The sequence below is a fragment of the Cellvibrio sp. GW822-FHT04B05 genome, assembly GCF_058800985.1.
This window is the reverse complement of the sequence record NZ_JBXAMU010000003.1, coordinates 152,783-170,120: the sequence shown is the minus strand read 5'-3', so window position 1 is coordinate 170,120 and position 17,338 is coordinate 152,783. Positions and strand designations below refer to the sequence as shown.

Annotated in this window: 13 protein-coding genes; 4 read left to right on the top strand and 9 right to left on the bottom strand. The window is 47.0% G+C overall.

Translation table 11 applies throughout. The features are described 5' to 3' along the window. Window positions 1-17 precede the first annotated feature (17 nt). The 4 genes from AC1RJL_RS10735 to AC1RJL_RS10720 all read left to right on the top strand — a co-directional run bounded on the left by AC1RJL_RS10735 (window position 18) and on the right by AC1RJL_RS10720 (window position 6,639). Entirely contained in the window at window positions 18-1,373 is a 1,356-nt protein-coding gene (locus AC1RJL_RS10735; protein ID WP_492913776.1) for an ATP-binding protein, read from the top strand. After that, window positions 1,374-4,400, top strand: a complete 3,027-nt coding sequence (locus AC1RJL_RS10730; protein WP_492913774.1) for a hypothetical protein — start codon at window positions 1,374-1,376, stop codon at window positions 4,398-4,400. Between the two features lie 71 nt (window positions 4,401-4,471). Next, entirely contained in the window at window positions 4,472-5,419 is a 948-nt protein-coding gene (locus AC1RJL_RS10725; RefSeq protein WP_492913772.1) for an eCIS core domain-containing protein, read from the top strand. A 185-nt stretch (window positions 5,420-5,604) separates the two neighbouring features. Beyond that, on the top strand, window positions 5,605-6,639 hold the full coding sequence (locus tag AC1RJL_RS10720; RefSeq protein ID WP_492913770.1) for a hypothetical protein: 1,035 nt from the start codon (window positions 5,605-5,607) through the stop codon (window positions 6,637-6,639). A 53-nt stretch (window positions 6,640-6,692) separates the two neighbouring features. Here AC1RJL_RS10720 and AC1RJL_RS10715 read toward each other — a convergent pair whose 3' ends face one another. From AC1RJL_RS10715 to AC1RJL_RS10675, 9 genes are all read right to left on the bottom strand, one after another. Next, window positions 6,693-7,883, bottom strand: a complete 1,191-nt coding sequence (locus AC1RJL_RS10715; RefSeq protein WP_492913768.1) for a ligand-gated ion channel — start codon at window positions 7,881-7,883, stop codon at window positions 6,693-6,695. Next, entirely contained in the window at window positions 7,876-9,249 is a 1,374-nt protein-coding gene (locus tag AC1RJL_RS10710; RefSeq protein WP_492913766.1) for a pyridoxal-dependent decarboxylase, read from the bottom strand. The genes AC1RJL_RS10715 and AC1RJL_RS10710 overlap by 8 nt, the downstream gene beginning before the upstream one ends. A gap of 215 nt (window positions 9,250-9,464) precedes the next feature. Then, the gene (locus tag AC1RJL_RS10705) at window positions 9,465-10,142 is read right to left on the bottom strand and encodes a YkgJ family cysteine cluster protein (RefSeq protein WP_492913764.1); all 678 of its coding nucleotides are present in this window, start codon (window positions 10,140-10,142) and stop codon (window positions 9,465-9,467) included. 28 nt (window positions 10,143-10,170) lie between these two features. After that, entirely contained in the window at window positions 10,171-10,497 is a 327-nt protein-coding gene (locus AC1RJL_RS10700) for a type II toxin-antitoxin system HicB family antitoxin (protein WP_492913762.1), read from the bottom strand. Next, the gene (locus AC1RJL_RS10695; RefSeq protein ID WP_492913760.1) at window positions 10,490-10,741 is read right to left on the bottom strand and encodes a hypothetical protein; all 252 of its coding nucleotides are present in this window, start codon (window positions 10,739-10,741) and stop codon (window positions 10,490-10,492) included. The genes AC1RJL_RS10700 and AC1RJL_RS10695 overlap by 8 nt, the downstream gene beginning before the upstream one ends. A 140-nt stretch (window positions 10,742-10,881) precedes the next feature. Continuing rightward, window positions 10,882-11,496: a cation efflux transmembrane domain-containing protein gene (locus tag AC1RJL_RS10690; protein WP_492913758.1), complete on the bottom strand. Its 615-nt coding sequence runs from the start codon at window positions 11,494-11,496 to the stop codon at window positions 10,882-10,884. A 194-nt stretch (window positions 11,497-11,690) separates the two neighbouring features. Beyond that, window positions 11,691-14,816, bottom strand: a complete 3,126-nt coding sequence (locus tag AC1RJL_RS10685) for an efflux RND transporter permease subunit (protein WP_492913756.1) — start codon at window positions 14,814-14,816, stop codon at window positions 11,691-11,693. Window positions 14,817-14,828: 12 nt separating this feature from the next. Next, window positions 14,829-16,067 (bottom strand): efflux RND transporter periplasmic adaptor subunit, encoded by a 1,239-nt coding sequence (locus AC1RJL_RS10680; RefSeq protein WP_492913754.1) that lies wholly within the window; start codon window positions 16,065-16,067, stop codon window positions 14,829-14,831. Continuing rightward, the gene (locus tag AC1RJL_RS10675; protein ID WP_492913752.1) at window positions 16,064-17,326 is read right to left on the bottom strand and encodes a TolC family protein; all 1,263 of its coding nucleotides are present in this window, start codon (window positions 17,324-17,326) and stop codon (window positions 16,064-16,066) included. Before AC1RJL_RS10675 ends, AC1RJL_RS10680 begins: the two co-directional genes overlap by 4 nt. Between the last annotated feature and the right edge of the window lie 12 nt (window positions 17,327-17,338).

The window sequence follows — 17,338 nt, the reverse complement described above, 5'->3', positions numbered from 1 at the left end:
CTTGAGATATCTGTGCAATGATTATTATCCAAGCCAATGCCAAAACACTCGAACAGGAACTTGCCTGGTTTGATGCTGTGCTGAATTTGCGCTTCACCCATTATTTTGGTTCACCCGATATTCAAAAGGAAACGGCGGACATCCGCAGCCTCACACCACCTGATTTGAATAAAGACGAATCAACGTACGCGCAGGTCATTCGCGAATACAGAATGGGATTTGATGAACGTCTGGTGTTTATTCTCTGCTTTATTCCACACCTGCGGCCGCAAGCGCTGGATATATTTTTCACCCAAAGCCAGATTACCGGTCGTACTTACACTGAGTTTGGCGGGTGGCGCGGTAAAGCCCACAGTGGATTCTTGCCCACTGCAGAAACAGCCGTCTTTATTTTGGCGGGACAAGAATTAAACCGGCGTTTTGATGCGCTGCAATTATTTGACGAACAGCATTATTTTTTAAAGCAGCGGCTAATTAAGTTGGAGCACCAGGCCAGCGGCGAGCCTTTTTTAAATGCAACTATTTCAGTCACCACAGAGTTCTTGCACTGCTGTACTCATGGGCAAGTACATAAACCGGATTACAGTACTGAGTTTCCGGCAAAACTGATTACCAGCAAACTCACCTGGAATGATTTGGTGCTCTCGCAGGATGTGATGGAGGAAATTGATCATCTGCATACCTGGCTGCATCAAGGTAAAGAATTGGTTAGACGCTGGGGTTTGGAAAAATCAATTAAAGCAGGCTATCGCAGTTTATTTTTCGGACCACCGGGTACTGGTAAAACCTTAACCGCCACTTTGCTCGGTGCAAGTGTGGGTGTGGATGTTTATCGCATTGATCTATCCATGGTCGTTTCAAAGTATATTGGTGAAACCGAAAAAAATCTCGCCGGGGTATTTGATCAAGCGGAAAATAAAAACTGGATTCTATTTTTTGATGAAGCTGATGCACTTTTCGGTAAACGCACGCAAACCAGTAGCTCGAATGATCGCCATGCAAACCAGGAAATTTCCTACTTGTTGCAACGGGTGGAAGATTTTCCGGGTGTGGTGATTCTTGCCAGTAATATTAAAGCTAATATCGACGAAGCTTTTTCGCGCCGTTTTCAATCGATTATTTATTTTCCCTTGCCCGATGAAACGGAGCGTTTACGGTTATGGAAAAATTTATTGCCCAATCAATCGTTGCTTGCGAAGGATGTGGACTTGGGGCTACTCGCTGAGAAGTATGAATTATCCGGCGGTTCGTTGACCAACGTCGTTCGTTACGCCGCAATTCGCGCGACGCGGATGAAACGCCAGCAACTGGAACAAGCCGACTTATTACAAGGCATCAATAAAGAACTTCTCAAGGAGGGGCGCACGCTCTAATTGACTATGACTATTGCCTCATCATTAAAATCGCTTGCGCTTCTGCTGGTATTTTTACTGCCACTTGCTGCCGCTGCGCAAACCTTGCCTGAAGGTGCTACGGCGAATAGAGATAAGTGCCTGGGTTATGACTTGCCCTATAAAAAGTATTCACGCGAGCTGGTTAATCAGATACAAGCTGATTTATTCCAGATTTATCAGAAGGATCCAGAATGGCAAACGACTGCAAACCAACATGGACGCCCGCTAAATGATGGTTTTTTGGGGCCGATTACCTGGTCGTGGATGCAACGGTTGTGCAATCATTTTGCACTTGAGCAAGCGGCAGACATTGTCACCGAATTTCCACAACGCTTAACTGCACTGGCAAATTTTTCCAAGGTGCATACAACAGACACAACGCAATTAGTGAGCAGGGAATTTGCCCTCTGGAGCACAACCAATCCAAATGCATGTCAATTAAATATCCGCACCATTTTGTATCGCGGTAGTGATGCAGAATTAGTAAAGCTTTTGCGCTGTTATCAGGACAGCTTAAAACCCGCTGTGCCACCACCGCAAAAAGTAGCTACGCCGATAAAAGTGCAGTCACATAGCTTGTATGTATTACGTGCTGATGATTATGTTGCATTGGAAAAACCGGATGGATTGGTCGCATTGGTTAATCAATTGACCAAGAAGACCTTTGCCGATCAAACCAGTGCGGAAAATGCGATTAATGATTTACTAAAAGACCAAAACGAGGAAGCGCGCAATAGTTTACGCACGCAGATTCTTGCCAAATTACAAACGGTGGAAACCTACCAATTAACAGATGAAATTCTGGCATCACTATTCAAATCCGGTATTGGCGACGCTTTATTTGTTGAGCTAAAGGCGGTACCCCAAACGCTGTTTACGTCTGAAACGAGTTTTAAAACTGCAGTCAACGCAGCCATACAAAAAGCACAACTTGCCGACACTACAAGTCCAGAAAATCCGGCAGTAACTCAGGCATCATCCGTAGATCCATCGCCCGGTGGAAAATCTGCTGCTATTACCACTGAAAATACAAGTGACAATAGCGCCGCACAAAAGGCGAAGGCAAACCTATTACTCATTGTTCTTGCGAGCAAACAAAATAGCCTGATGCTCACTAAAGAAGCTGCACACACTATTATCAACAGCATTGCCCATTTTCCCCCGCGTCTCATACAACTATTAAAAGTCTTGCAAGACATTGAATATCCGGAAGGCGAGTTATTGCACTATGCAATACAGAATAAATTGATTAAGGGCTTGTTAATTTGCAAAGTCGATAAACCCAATACCCTGGATATTAATGTTGATCGCTTGAGTGCTCCTGAAAAAGAGGAATTGCGTTCACAACTGGCGAGTATTTTTCCTTCCAGTCTTACCGATACCAATGAATTGCCCATCTGTAACGATACGCACTATCAAAATATTCAGCGCGAATACGACAAGTCATTGCGCAGCGCTATCGAGCAGGTCTACAGCGAGCCAATGCCGGAATATAAACCGCTGGATATTTTATGGAACGGCGATGCCTGCGGTTGTGTGCCCAATGAAATCGCTACCACGGCTTATGGTATTTATCCCTATTGGGCAACGGGCGAAAAAGAACAGGAGTTCGATTTTAGTACATTTTCCCGCGTCGCTTATTTTGGTTTAACGGTCAACCAAAGCGGCCATTTGGTACAGATCAATGCTAAAAGCCAAGCGCAGACTTTAGTGCATGATCATGCTGACAAGAGCAAAGCATTTATTTCGACGGCGCGCCGTTATGGCAGCAAAGTGGATTGGGTGATCGAAAAAGATTGGGGTACATTTACGAATGAATCAATTGCAGAAAACCCGATGCAGTTGGAGGTAGTGTTGAATAATCTTAAACTCAACATCGTGACTTTGCTAGATACCCCGCTTACCGATGCCGAGTCGGTATTGCGGCCTTACCTGAGTTTGGGGCTTGCAGGACAAGCCACCAATGGTGACGGTGTAACATTGTATTTTAAGAATTATCCGGATTCCGATGCAGCCAACAAAATATTCACCGCGTTTTTTATCTCGGTTAAAGAAGAACTTAGAAAGCTTAGCGAAAAGCATGCAAGCTTTCATCGGAAAAATCCCAAAATTTACCTCAACCTGATGGTAAGGCAAAACGATTTCACCGCTGACCAAGGGGTATTTACCAGCACCAACCTTGAACAATTAATCAAAACCCGGGAATTGGTTGATACTAATTTATCGCTCATTGAAATGCAGGATCGACTTGAGTCGGTGGTATTGCTGATTCTGGAAGAGCCCTATTACAACGCACTCGATGAAATCTATGCATTGACCTCCGGTACCAGTCGCTCGGTGATTATGCCGATGATGATTGCCAATTACGCGGATATGAACCGGCAAGAACAACGCGAAGCTTTAAGCAAAGGTATGGCGAGCGATGAGCGCTTTAAAAAATTGGCGTATATCCATGAAAGTTTTGGTGGTGGCGGCTTCTGGCCAATCACCACCTGGAACAAGCCGGGTTATGAAGGCTTTAATGATTACGTCGCAACGCATTTTGCTCCGGGTTATTCAAAGTCCGGTTGGAATGAAAAGCTCTGCGCCTATCGCTGGCAACTGATCAGTGTGATGAATATCTGGCTGATACTCGCTCTTATTTTTGTGCTGGTAGCGTTTTATATTTATCCACATAAATGTAGAGAATTACCATCTTCAATTGGTTGGCTGTTAAAACCATTTGCATTAATCCTTCTATTATTACCACCAATAATTTTGTGGGACTATTTATTGTTGGTTGATAAACAATTCCCATTACTGAGCGTATCAAGCCTATTAAGTATATTGCTGATCGTACTTTCGTTGTGGGCTGTGCTGGATTCAATCAAAGAATTGAAAAAACAAAAACCCAATCGCAATTTATTACAACACCAGAAAATGATGGGAGTACCAAAACGACCTATTAATCCGGCAGTAGCAACAGATGAAATAGATGACACGGATGTAAGTGATGGTAATAAGTAAACATTGTAAACAGCATTAGTATGAGCTTTACTCAACCTTATTAATTGCGAAGGATTATCCAGGAGCGAACTATGTCTTACACCAGCAAACAAACCGCGCAAGAATCCCAGCGCGTTGAAAGCGGTGCGAATAAAGTTGTATCGCCCAAATTTACCGACCAACGCGCCTCAACCAGCGTACAACTAAAACAACAGGAAATGATGGGTGCGGTACAGCGCGCAGGAATGGAAGAGGAAGAACTATTGCAAGGCAAATTCGCTACTGTACAGCGTGCCGAAGATGAAGAATTACTTCAGGGAAAATTTGAAACAACGCAACTGGCTGAGGAAGAAGAGTTACTACAAGGAAAATTCCAAGCTGCACAGTTAATGGAGGAAGAAGAACCGCTACAGGGAAAGTTTGACACTGCACAACTCACCGAAGATGAAGAGTTACTCCAAGGAAAATTTTCTAACCAGGCAACGGCGCAGTTAGAGGAAAAGCCGAATAACACAGGCTTACCAAATCAACTTAAATCCGGAATTGAATCCCTCTCAGGAATGAGTATGGACAATGTAAAAGTCCACTACAACTCCGATAAGCCTGCACAACTAAATGCGCACGCTTACGCACAAGGAGCTGATATTCACGTCGCGCCAGGACAAGAGCAGCATTTGCCGCATGAAGCATGGCATGTTGTACAGCAGGCGCAGGGACGAGTAAAACCCACTACGCAAATGAAAGGTACTTCAGTTAATGATGATGTGAGTTTGGAGACTGAGGCGGATGTGATGGGCGCAAAGGCATTACAGTTAAAATCAACAGAAACCAGTTCCTCCATTAGTTTGACACAAGGAAAATCTTTAATTGCACAATTAGCCCCCAGTTATTATTGGCGAAGACAAAATGGTGGTGAATGGATTTTCAGTGGAAAAATGGGGCATAAGAGTGCAACGAAATGGCACACAGATCGTGGCTTTACTAATGGTAATGGCTGGCAGTTTAGTCGTGGCGGACGTCGTAATCCTCCAGGACAATAGTAATTATTTTAGCTAACTTAAATCGTTACGACGCCATTCCTCAGAGATACTTTATTGACAGAAGAATTAAGAAAATCAAGTCCGATTGGTGGACACTGATATTGGGCAACATCATGCTTAAAAAAGCCGGAGATACGTTTTATCCAGATTGCAGGATTATTTAAATATTATGAATAGGATCGCAAATGAATTACGCCCCTAAACAACGATTATTACAGCGGGAGCAGGTATCAAATAGCAATTCGATAGGTAGTTTTACGGATAATCGAGAGTCGACTAAAGTAAAGTTGAATCAGCAGCAAATGATGAGCGATGCTCCTGCTCAACGTGCGCTTATTACTCACAAACCCCAAAACATTACTACATCACCTGAAAATGTCGCAAGCTTTTATGCTGCAATAATTGATGAGTTGGTGATGAAGTCTTACGAAGAATTTATGGCAGATGATTACACTGGTGCATCGCCTGCACAGATTGCATTATACAAGCGTCGAAAATTTGAATTTGATCAGGCTATACAAATGGGCGTTGCTTATCAGATGCACCCATCGACAGCTGCCGGTTACGTCATTGAAGGTAAAGCCAACAGTAAAATTCTCAGCCAGTTATCCAATGTAAACATTCAGGTGACTGATGTAATGAAAGGTACACGGCCTGACATTCAATTCAAGCTTCCAGACAGCGATCTTTATGGGTTGGTAGACATTACTGCATCAAATAGTGCCGGACATATTTTTTCCAAGAAAGGTAACTGGACAAACCACACTAATATTATTCATGTGTCTGAATCAGTTTATCCAAGCATTAACTTTGAGTCCATGAAAGCCATAGTACTTTCAACCGAAGATATGCAGCAGATTCAGGAACGGGCAAACGAAAAGGCACTACTTGCCGGTGAAACATTTGATTTTTGGCTTGATAAGTACATTGAAATACAAAATCAAGTCATGGCGGCGCTGGGCACTTTCAACGCGAATAACCAGATCCCATTCAATGGTACTGGAACCCAGGTTGATCGGCTAATGGCGAGTTTCAAAAAGGTTGGTGTCTTTGTATGGCCTACAATGGGTGGAACAACACTGGATATCAAGGAAATAACCTTCGAGAGTCATGAAGGCTGCAACGCCGATGAATTGATTCCGTTCAAAGTAGACGGCAACATTGCCCAAGATTTAATAAGTCGATTGAGTAAAAATAATATGGTTGAATTACTCAACTAATAAGTGGTACTACACATAATAACTGGTGGAACATACGCGCTAACAATGACGTACTATTCAATTATCAGGTCCTTTCGTTCTTGTTCGGCCTTGCTCGGTTCATGACTGCAATTTTTCACATTGAGAGTAGTTGGCCCTGTTGCATTTTTGGGAGCATCCATACTCGCATGTTGCCAATTAATCCAATTTGCGGCACCGAAACCTATTACAAACAATAATGCAATCCAGAAGTTTTGTTTGGCGGTGAAATCACGTTCGCTACGCAGTTCGACTAGATGGACGATTAGCTGCAGGAATATCGAGATAAACGAAATAATAATAATTTTACCAAGGAAAGTGCCATAGGGTAATTTAGGGATTGAGTCGGTGATAAAAAAGTTAAAGGCGTAAACAGTCAGCATTAGAGTGCTGATCAATGATAATTGGGTTGCACCATCTTTAACAAAGAAAATACTCCAGGCACAGAGCATGATTACGGCGAGCGGCAAAAAAATCTGCAGTAAAAAATATCCGGGAATACGCTCAACCGTTAAGGTGAATGCAAATTGGGTAAATTTTTTCTCGGCGGTGCTATCGGCTAAATATTCATATTCAGCATCACCCACTTGGCAGGCACGATCAATCGCGTGCCACTCCAACATTGGCCATGCATTATTCTCAGTAGGATAAACCCGACTCTGCTCGGAAAAACGTACTTTAGAAGCAGAGTAAGAAAACGGCTCGATCATTATTTGCAGATTTTGTGTATCGAACGGGAATTTACGGAAATTCATGGAAGATTGTAGCGTTGCATTAAAGCGTTCATTGTAAAATACACGACCATCTTTATAAATAATTAATCTCTTATTAGAAATATCTTTGGGGCCTAATATATTGATAATTTCCAGCGATGGTATCCATACATGTTCGTGCCATTCATCAACGTGACTGTCCTCAAGGGTGATGTAATTTTTTCCTTCAGGTACTAATGAACCGGCACGCGCATCCAACCAGTTTGCCCCCAGATAAGCATCGACATTAAAACTTTCATCAACCGGGCGAATGTCGTAAATTTTGTTGATGTTGAGCGAAAGACGCACATCGATAGGTAAATCCTTAACCGGTTCCTGCACCGGAATAGTAATAGTTTGGTCATTACCAATAATCACGGGATCGGTTGCAGGGTTTTTACGGCTATTGGTATCTGCAGCTGATACCGCTACGCACAGGCACAAAAGCGCAAATAACAGGATTAACTTATTCATAGTGATGTTCTTGTTTCAGATGATTAACAAAGCGATCAATTATTGTTGTAGTGACTTGTTTGAGGATAATCATATGGCTCAATGTGCCTTGGGTAGTGTCTTCACTCGCCAATGAAAATAAATCGATAATATTTTTGTTTGGCTGGGTAAAACAAATCATAGGAGCAAGATAATTCGGTGCAAAAACCTGAAAAGGTTTTTCACTAATCCACAAGCGTCCCTCCAGTTTTTTCAATTCGGCGTAGGCGTAATTCACCATCGCCTGCAGCGATCTCACCTCTTGTAAATGTTCAGCGTGAGTTTTAGTGGCGAAATAATGCCATGCATAAACGCAGGCGAGCCCGCTGCGAGAGCCGGAAAAAGTAGAGTCCGGTGAACCGGTATATTTTGGATGCACCGGCGGCTGCAACCGGAATTGCCCACGGGTGAGATAAACCCCAAAAGGAAAAGGCGCACCAATCCATTTATAAGGGCTTGCACAGATTGAGCTGACTTGTGGAATACGGAAATCAAAATGGGGAAAGTTTTCAGCTTGCAATTCAAATGGCCAATCTCCTTCCTTTTGGCTCTGCTCAATCCAGGGCAAGGTATTACCACAAATTGCTGCATCAATATGAATCCAATAATTGCGCGCAGAGGAATCGTTAAAAATCTGTGGTAAACGCGCGACAATTTGTTTAACAGGATCAAATCCACCTTTAAATGTGGTGCCCATATTGAGTGCAAAAATAAGCGGATGGCCAAGCGCAAATAACAGCTCAGCCCAATGTACCAATTCATCAATAGCAATCGCGCCGCTTGCATCCGAACCGATAAAATCCGGCGCCCGATTTTCCTGTTCATCGCGGTAGGCAAAACCGGACGGTAATGCAATTCCCAAAATATGTGCTGCTTTGGCAACTGAGTAATGGGTCTCGCGGCTGGTTAATAAAACGGGCGGTAGATGTTTGCGTGTGGGTGCATTGGGTTGTGCCCCGGTAAACCAGGGTGTTCCACCGGTTAGATAATCGCGCGCATTCCACAAGGCAAATAAATTGCCCTCGGTTGACCCCATGGTGGTGACATAACCCCAATAAGAGTTTGCACAGTTGGGATTGTCGACATTAGGTGCATTCCAATGGCGCGCATAAAAATCCAACACTGCTTGTTCTTGCGCTTTGGCATTTACGCGGAAATTGCCTTCGGTGTAAGCATCACCCAGGTTCAAAAGATTGAGATTAAGCAGCGGATAAAGTGCGGGATCAAATTGTACATGTTGGCTGGTTTGGTAACCGAGAAAATTTTCGGCGAGCCGGGTAGTTTTTTGGATAAAGTCATCAAGCTGTTGCTGATGGTTCTCTGGTGAGAGTGAATGAGCGTCGGGCATAGCCAATCCAGGGGAATATGTTTTTAATTGTTGCGCCTCCCTGCCATTACCTCGTTTGAGGGCGGCATGCTAACAACAAAAACCCGGATTGGCTATTTCAGTTTATTACGGCTATTCGGCGCCCCGGATCATTTTATAAATCGTTTGGATTGACTGTCGACCTATGCGGAGGAAGGACCCAGCCATAGACAGGAGAGCCGCAATATAACAATTTTTTAAATTACTTCTATCGCATTTGGAAATGTCTTTTTCCCTGTTTTGTAACGTTTAAGTGCATTAGCTTCGGTGAAAACTTCAATTAGCGCGGTATTGAAATCGTAAATACGCGCATCGCGCCCTGTTTGTTCAGCTGCCGCTTCAAAACCCTGCGTGTGGGCATCGGCGTACATGGCAACATCTTCGATCATGCCAGTCGCTATCTCCATATTGTGTGGATTATTATGGGATTGCTCACAAGCATCGGCATCGTTGGAGTGGAAATTCCGGCAGCGAAATGGCCGCGCGGAATAAATGCTGCATTGGTTATCTTGCAAGAGCGCACATTTTAAATTGGTAGTCAGGTGTTGCTCGGGAGTGATGGTGTGGATAATGGCGGCATTGGCTTTTGCTTCGGCCAGTACTGTCTGGATTTTTTCGGCGGTAAATGTTTTGTCCATATAATTCCGGATCAACAACATTTCATGTGCGCGCACTTCTACTTTGTAGTGACAACAAAATGCACAACCTGCCTTACAAGCAGGTTTGGTTGTAGAGTCATTAATCGCCCTGGCAATAAGATTGTCATAGCGCTCATAGGATTTTTTTAATGCCGCCACCGAATCCTTCCCGGTCGCAATTTGGGATGCAGACTTTTGGTATTCGCTGAGTGCGGCGGCTTGGAAGGGATCGGTCATGAATAATTTACAACTAAAGAGACAGTAATCAATGGAGCCTGCTGGATACCAATCGATTTAAACTCACGCCTGCTTCTGCAGCCTGTAGTGCAAGTGATCGATGAACTTCTGGTGGAACCCTGACCATAAATTTTCCACTAAAGGATTTGGCCGCAATAGGCTCGGGAGTCTCTTCTCTATTTGCCTCCATATCGGCGATACATTCTTTCACCAGATTGCGAACACCTGATAAGGCTTTTTCAGGTGTTTTTTCCAGCCAACTCAGGCTGGGAAATTCCGCGCACAACCCAACATATTCCTGATCTGTTTCAGACCAGGTAACACGATAAGTATAACGATCAACATATTTAGCCATTTTCCACCTCTAATCGCTCGATGGCCTGTAACACCTGACGAACCTGATAAGCCTTGGCTTTACCTTTGGTATTTTGGATATTCACGCGTGGGTCACCTTGCCAGGGCATTTTGTAAATACGGTGGCTAGAGCCAGATTGACGCGCTTCACCAAAATAGGCATCGCAGACCTTACACAAATCATTAAACCGAATCCCTTGTGGGTTTGCCCGCATATGGGCAAGAATGTCCTTAATTGCAGTCATAATTAAATAGTACCATTATTGATATCAATTACAAGTTCGCAGATTACCTGAGTGTGCATAAGAAACAGGTTGATTGGACTGGGCCTCCAACTTTTATAGTTAATAAAGTTCCACTATCCAACATGACTCCAGTAACTTATTTATTTCTTCAGTTCATACCGCGCCTGCTTCACTATCTGCCAAGCGGCCGTTAATGCCAGCGAAGCCATAATCACTGCAACGAATAAATCCGGCCATGCCGTGCGCGTACCAAAAACACCGACTGCAGCAAGGACTACAGCGATATTTCCCAATGCATCATTGCGAGTACACAACCAAACGCTGCGCATATTGCTGTCACCATTGCGGTAGGCGTAGAGCAACCAGGCTACACCGAGATTGGCGGCAAGTGCGAGCAACCCGATAATACTCATGGTTTGCGCATCGGGAACCACGCCGACTATTGCATTCCAGACGGCATGTACCAGCACAATTATTCCGAACAACGCCATACAAGCCGCTTTAAAAAGCGATGCGGTTGCACGCGCTTTGACACTCATTGCCAATACCCAAAGACTGATGCCGTAATTAGCAGCATCGCCGAGGAAGTCGATAGAGTCGGCAAGCAGTGAAACAGAATTGGCTTGCAGACTGAAAATAATTTCAATCACAAACATGGCGAAGTTGACGATTAAAGCGATCCAGAGAATACGGCGGTATTTGAGGTCGGGTTTAGTCGAAGGTTCGTGATCGTGATTACAGCAGTGGGCACCCATGATTCTCTCCCGTTTTTTTGCGCCGGCACACCTATTTCCTGCAAGAAATAGACTCATTTTTCGTTTTTATAGGCTTTCCATATCCTGAATATGAAAAAACCGCCCGGAGGCGGTTTTTCCGTCCTATACCGATATCAACTTAATGATACCTGCTAAGGATGAGTCGTGACCCACCACACATTTATTAGCAATAGTTAATTGGATTTGCGATGCACTAACCCATAAAGCACCGGCAATACTAACAACGTTAGTAGCGTTGACGAGATAATCCCGCCGATGACTACCGTTGCTAATGGTCTTTGCACTTCTGCACCGATCCCGACATTAAATGCCATTGGCACAAAACCTAAACTGGCGACAAGTGCGGTCATTAATACCGGGCGCAAACGGGTTAAAGCACCCTGGATTATCGCGCTCATTAAATTACCACTTTCCATCCATAGTTGGCGGATAAACGTGAGCATCACCAAGCCATTTAATACCGCTATGCCAGAGAGTGCAATAAAGCCGACGCCGGCAGACATGGATAATGGCATATCGCGCAACCAGAGTGCGAGTACACCGCCGGTGAGTGCGAGTGGGACACCAGTAAAAATAATAAGCGCATCTTTGATAGAACCAAATGCCATGACCAATAATGCGATCACCATGAATAATGTGAGCGGCACCACTATGGCTAAACGTTTACCTGCGGATTCGAGCTGTTCAAAGGTACCGCCGTAATCCAGCCAATAACCTGCCGGTAATTTTACGTCGCTTGCGATACGGGTTTGTACATCGCTTACAAATGAACCCAAATCACGGCCGCGTATATTGGCGGTGACAATCATTAAGCGTTTGCCGTTTTCGCGACTGATTTGATTGGGTGCAGGTGCGAGTTCAATAGTGGCAACTTCATTGAGGGGTACAAAACCGGGCTCGGTTTTGATGGGTACAGGCAAGCGTTCCAATGTTGCTAAATCGTTGCGCAATTTTTCCGGCAAGCGCACGATTAATTCAAAGCGGCGATCACCTTCATAAATTAATCCTGCGCTTTCACCGGCAATCGCGGTGGCGACTAAATCCTGCAGTGCACTGATTGTCAAGCCGTAAGCGGCGAGTTGAGCGCGCTTAGGTGTAACGGTTAATACTGGCAGGCCGGTAACCTGCTCCATGCGCGCATCGGCAACACCGGGAATTTTTTCCAGCACGTCCAAAATTTCTGCCGCCGATTTTTGCAATTGATCCAAATCATCGCCCATGACTTTAATACCCAAATCCGAGCGCACACCGGAAATAAGTTCGTTAAAACGCATTTGGATCGGTTGGGTAAATTCATAATTGTTGCCGGGCAATTCGCGCACTGCAGTTTCAATCGCCTCAACCACATCGGATTTCTCACGGCCGGGATTAGGCCATTCGCTACGCGGTTTGAAAATCACATAATTATCGGCGACTGAAGGTGGCATAGGATCGGTTGCGATATCGGCGGTACCGATTTTGGCAAAGACTTTATCCACTTCGGGAAATTCTTTGATCCGTGCCTCCAGCAAACTTTGCATGGCCACCGCTTGCTCCAAACCGGTGCCGGGAATGCGCAGTGCATGCAGGGCGATATCACCTTCGTCCAATTGCGGAATAAATTCCGAACCGAGGCGCATTGCAAGCCAAAGGCTGAGAGCAACTAAAATAACCGAGCCGCCCAACACCAGCTTGCGCCATTTAAACGCTCGCATTAATAATGGCTGATACACTTTTTTTGCCGCCTGCATAAAACGGTTTTCATGCTCGGCAATTTTTCCATTCATCAGCAAGGCAATTGCGGCGGGAACAAACGTGAGCGAGAGAATTAACGCTGCCGTTAATGCAATCACTACAGTAATTGCCATGGGGTGAAACATTTTCCCTTCTACACCAGTGAGCGTAAAAATCGGCAAGTACACCAGCGTGATAATACCCACCCCAAATAAACTCGGACGTATGACTTCACTGGTAGCTTCATAGGCGAGTTGCAAGCGTGTTGTCAACGGGAGTGAGCGGTTGGAATTGCGCTGTGCTTCGCCCAACCGGCGAATGCAGTTCTCCACGATAATCACAGCACCATCCACAATCAAACCGAAATCCAATGCGCCCAAACTCATCAGATTGGCAGATACACCCGCTTCCACCATGCCGGTGATGGTCATTAACATGGCGATGGGAATTACTGCAGCGGTGATCAACGCCGCGCGCAAATTGCCGAGCAATAAAAATAACACCGCGATTACCAGCAGCGCACCTTCGAGCAGATTTTTTTGCACGGTGCGAATGGTTTTATCCACGAGTTGTGTGCGGTCATAAACGGCATGGGCGCTGATGCCTTCGGGCAGAGAACGATTTATTTCTTCCAGTTTAATGGCGAGTGAGCGCGCAACCGTACGCGAGTTTTCACCCATCAACATCATCGCCGTGCCGAGCACAGTTTCGCTGCCGTTTTGGGTGGCGGCGCCGGTGCGCAACTCTTTGCCAATCGCCACTTGCGCGATATCGCCGATACGCACGGCGACGCCTTTGGGGTTGCTCACAATGACATTTTCTATATCGCTGATGCCGGTCAACTGCCCCGGTGTGCGCACCAATAATTGCTGACCGCCACGCTCTAAAAATCCAGCGCCGCGATTGTCGTTATTGCTTTTGAGTGCGACCACCACATCGTCCATGGTCAGTCCCCATTGCAATAATTTGGTTGGCTCGGGCGTGATGTGATACTGGCGGTTATAGCCACCAATCGCATTAATTTCCACCACACCTTTTACTTGCATCAGCTGCGGGCGGATTACCCAGTCCTGCAATTCACGCAAATAACTTTCATTACTCAGGGCTGAGCCGCCCAGGGCTGCTGCCGCAAGTTTTTCCGGATCATCTATTTCCACCGTGTACATAAAAATTTCGCCGAGACCGGTGGCGATGGGTCCCATTGCCGGTTCTATTTCAGCGGGCAATGCACTTTTGATTTGGCCGAGGCGCTCGTTAATTAAATTGCGCGCAAAATAAATATCGGTGCCTTCATCAAATACAACAGTAACTTGCGACAAACCGTAACGCGAAATCGAACGGGTATACGCGAGTTTGGGCAAACCGGCGAGCGCCGTTTCTATCGTGTAGGTGATACGCTGTTCGGTTTCCAATGGCGAGTAGCCGGGCGCTTCGGTGTTGATTTGCACTTGCACGTTGGTGATGTCGGGCACGGCATCAATTGGCAAGCGTTGGTAATTCCACAGACCGAGTGCAACCAATGCAACCACCGCGACCAACACCAGCCAGCGGCGATTAATCGCCGCGCGTAAAATCGATTCAATCATGATGACTCTCCGTTAGTGGTCATGTGCCGCACCGGATTTCTCCAGATCGGACTTGAGCAAAAAGGAGTTTTCCACCACATAGCTGTCACCGGCGTTCAAACCGCTGAGCACTTCGGTGAATTGACCATCGGTGCGGCCCAGTTCGAGCGGGCGGATTTCATAAGTATTGCCAATCCGGATAAACACTACCTGCCAATCGCGAAAGGATTGCAGGGCGCGGTTATCGACCATAAGCGCGACCGGTGTCCGGGCGCTATCCACCCAGCCCTCGACCGCCTGGTTGGGCACCCAATTACCCGTGCTGTTATCCACCGGCGCATGGACTTCGAGTGTCGGGGTTTCACCGTGACGTGGGGTAATGTACTCAGTGTGGGTCTGTGTTTGCTGGCCGTTAGCGTTAATGGTAATGGCTTGGCCGGTTTTGATCTTGCCCGCGTCTGCCGGGAATACCTGCAAATGGAGCTCCAGGATGCTGTCATCCAGCAGAGTGAAGAGCACCCGGTCAGCGGTAAATTCCCCGGGATTGGAATGGCGCTCGACTACCACACCATCAATCGGCGCCAACAGCGGGTATTCGCGCAAGCTTTCATTGGATTCGACGGTCGCCAGCACATCGCCCGCTTTTACGCGCGCACCAATGGTCGGTTTTACCGAGCGAATCAAGCCGGGGTAGCGCGCCTGGATGTGACTCACCCGCAGCGGGTCGGCGACTATATTGCCGTAGAGTTTGATACGCTCCTGCAACAATCCCTCGCCCGCAATCGCGGTGGTCAAACCGGAAGCCTGGGCGATGTTGGCCGCCATGGTGATGCGCCCCTCGTATGAAGGGTAGCTCCACTGATAGCGCTTGTTCTGGTAAGTCGCGGTGACTTTTACGTCGAATGAGTGCGGCTCCTCCACTACGCCTTTACCGCGTAAAAAATCCTGGCTGGGGGCGAAAGTGAATTTATCGACCTTGCCGCCCAAACGGGTGAGTTGCACCTCCAGCTTCCAAGCGTCGGGCTTGAGCGATTTGCCATCCATAGTTGCCCAGGCGCGATACTCGGGCGGTACGTCCTTTTCGAAAATCGCCAGCTCGACAACAAAGTCGCCATCTTCCAGCAAACGGCCATTATGGGCGCCTTTTTCCGGTTCTTCTTCATGATGCTCGTCGTGCTCATCATGGCCGTGATCGTGATCGCCAGCGGCGACTAATAAAGGCGAACAGCCGAGGCTGGTTACTAATAACAGGCTTTTGATAAAGGTATTCATTGGGCTATCTCGGATTGGGTTGATTCCACCGGAGCGGACGCGGTCAAACGCTCCAGTTCAATACGGGTTTCGTGGGCGCGCAGGGCAGCGCTGATCAGTTCAGCGCGGGCGTCCAGCAATTCGCGCTGGGCCATGGCCAATTCGAGGGAACTGTAACGCCCCTGCTCAAAAGCGTTGGCGGTTGCGCGGCTGGCATCCTGCATCAGTGGCAAAATGCGCTCGCGCAAGCTTTGCACTTCACCCCAGGCTTGTTGGTGGGTGACAAACGTCTGGTTCAAGCGGGTTTCCAGCTGCAATTTGGCCGCATCTTCAGCAAATAGGGCGGCATCTTGCTCGGCGCGCGCAGCTGCTATTACTCCGCTCGCTCGCTTGCCACTGGCCAGCGGCACACTCAGACCCAAGACCAAGGCTGTGTCATTGCTGCTTTGCAATTGGCGCACTCCGGCATTCCACCCCAGCGCCAATTTGCCCTCGGCTTCGGCTTTGCGCAGTTCTGCTGCACGCAGGCGGGTTTCATCGCCCAGCAGTGCCAAATCCGGGTTTTGGGCAAGGCGGATTTGCCAACTGGCAAGGGTTTGAGGGTTAGTCAGTGCAAACAAATCACCGCGCGCGCGGTTGAAATCCGGAGTGGGATCGGCCCAATAAGCGCTCAATTGCAGCGCTTCTTCATGGGCTTGCCGGCGGGCTTTATCTAATGCAATTTCGGTGCGCGCAAGGGCAGCACGGGCACGCATCAGCTCTGCCTGGGGAGTACTACCGGCCTGCACACGTTTGACCAAACTGTCGACCAAACCTTGCGCCAGATGCTGCGCTTCTTCTTCCAAACGCACCTGTTCCTGCGCCGCAAGCAAGGCGATAAAGCGATAGTTCACCGCAGCAACCAGATCCAACAATACGACCCGCTGCTCACTGGCGAGTTGTTGCTGGCGGGCGGTCATCACCGCGAGACGGCGGTCCCGCTGGCCACCCAATTCGATAATGGAGGCAAACGAGAGCGTCAGTTCGGCCGCATCTGCCCCGCTATAATCGCCGGAACCGGCAAGGTTTTCCGCCTCCAGTTGGAGGCGGGTTTCCGGCCTCAGGCCAGCGGTGGTTTGTTCACCCGCCAAGGCTGTACGGCGAAACTGATAAGCCGCTAATTGCGGGTTTTTTTGCAAGCTAAGGCTTAATGCCTGCTGCAGGTTGATCTCATCCTGCGCAGACGCGCAGGCAACAGTCGCACTGGCAAGCAATACCAATGCAGATACCAAGGGTTTCATAACAAATCCTGC

Bases quoted from the DNA above. Each gene is read 5' to 3' on its own strand.
- AC1RJL_RS10735 (WP_492913776.1), top strand. From the start codon at position 18: ATGATTATTATCCAAGCCAATGCCAAAACACTCGAACAGGAACTTGCC.
- AC1RJL_RS10725 (WP_492913772.1), top strand. From the start codon at position 4,472: ATGTCTTACACCAGCAAACAAACCGCGCAAGAATCCCAGCGCGTTGAA.
- AC1RJL_RS10720 (WP_492913770.1), top strand. From the start codon at position 5,605: ATGAATTACGCCCCTAAACAACGATTATTACAGCGGGAGCAGGTATCA.
- AC1RJL_RS10715 (WP_492913768.1), bottom strand. From the start codon at position 7,883: ATGAATAAGTTAATCCTGTTATTTGCGCTTTTGTGCCTGTGCGTAGCG.
- AC1RJL_RS10710 (WP_492913766.1), bottom strand. From the start codon at position 9,249: ATGCCCGACGCTCATTCACTCTCACCAGAGAACCATCAGCAACAGCTT.
- AC1RJL_RS10705 (WP_492913764.1), bottom strand. From the start codon at position 10,142: ATGACCGATCCCTTCCAAGCCGCCGCACTCAGCGAATACCAAAAGTCT.
- AC1RJL_RS10700 (WP_492913762.1), bottom strand. From the start codon at position 10,497: ATGGCTAAATATGTTGATCGTTATACTTATCGTGTTACCTGGTCTGAA.
- AC1RJL_RS10695 (WP_492913760.1), bottom strand. From the start codon at position 10,741: ATGACTGCAATTAAGGACATTCTTGCCCATATGCGGGCAAACCCACAA.
- AC1RJL_RS10690 (WP_492913758.1), bottom strand. From the start codon at position 11,496: ATGGGTGCCCACTGCTGTAATCACGATCACGAACCTTCGACTAAACCC.
- AC1RJL_RS10685 (WP_492913756.1), bottom strand. From the start codon at position 14,816: ATGATTGAATCGATTTTACGCGCGGCGATTAATCGCCGCTGGCTGGTG.
- AC1RJL_RS10680 (WP_492913754.1), bottom strand. From the start codon at position 16,067: ATGAATACCTTTATCAAAAGCCTGTTATTAGTAACCAGCCTCGGCTGT.
- AC1RJL_RS10675 (WP_492913752.1), bottom strand. From the start codon at position 17,326: ATGAAACCCTTGGTATCTGCATTGGTATTGCTTGCCAGTGCGACTGTT.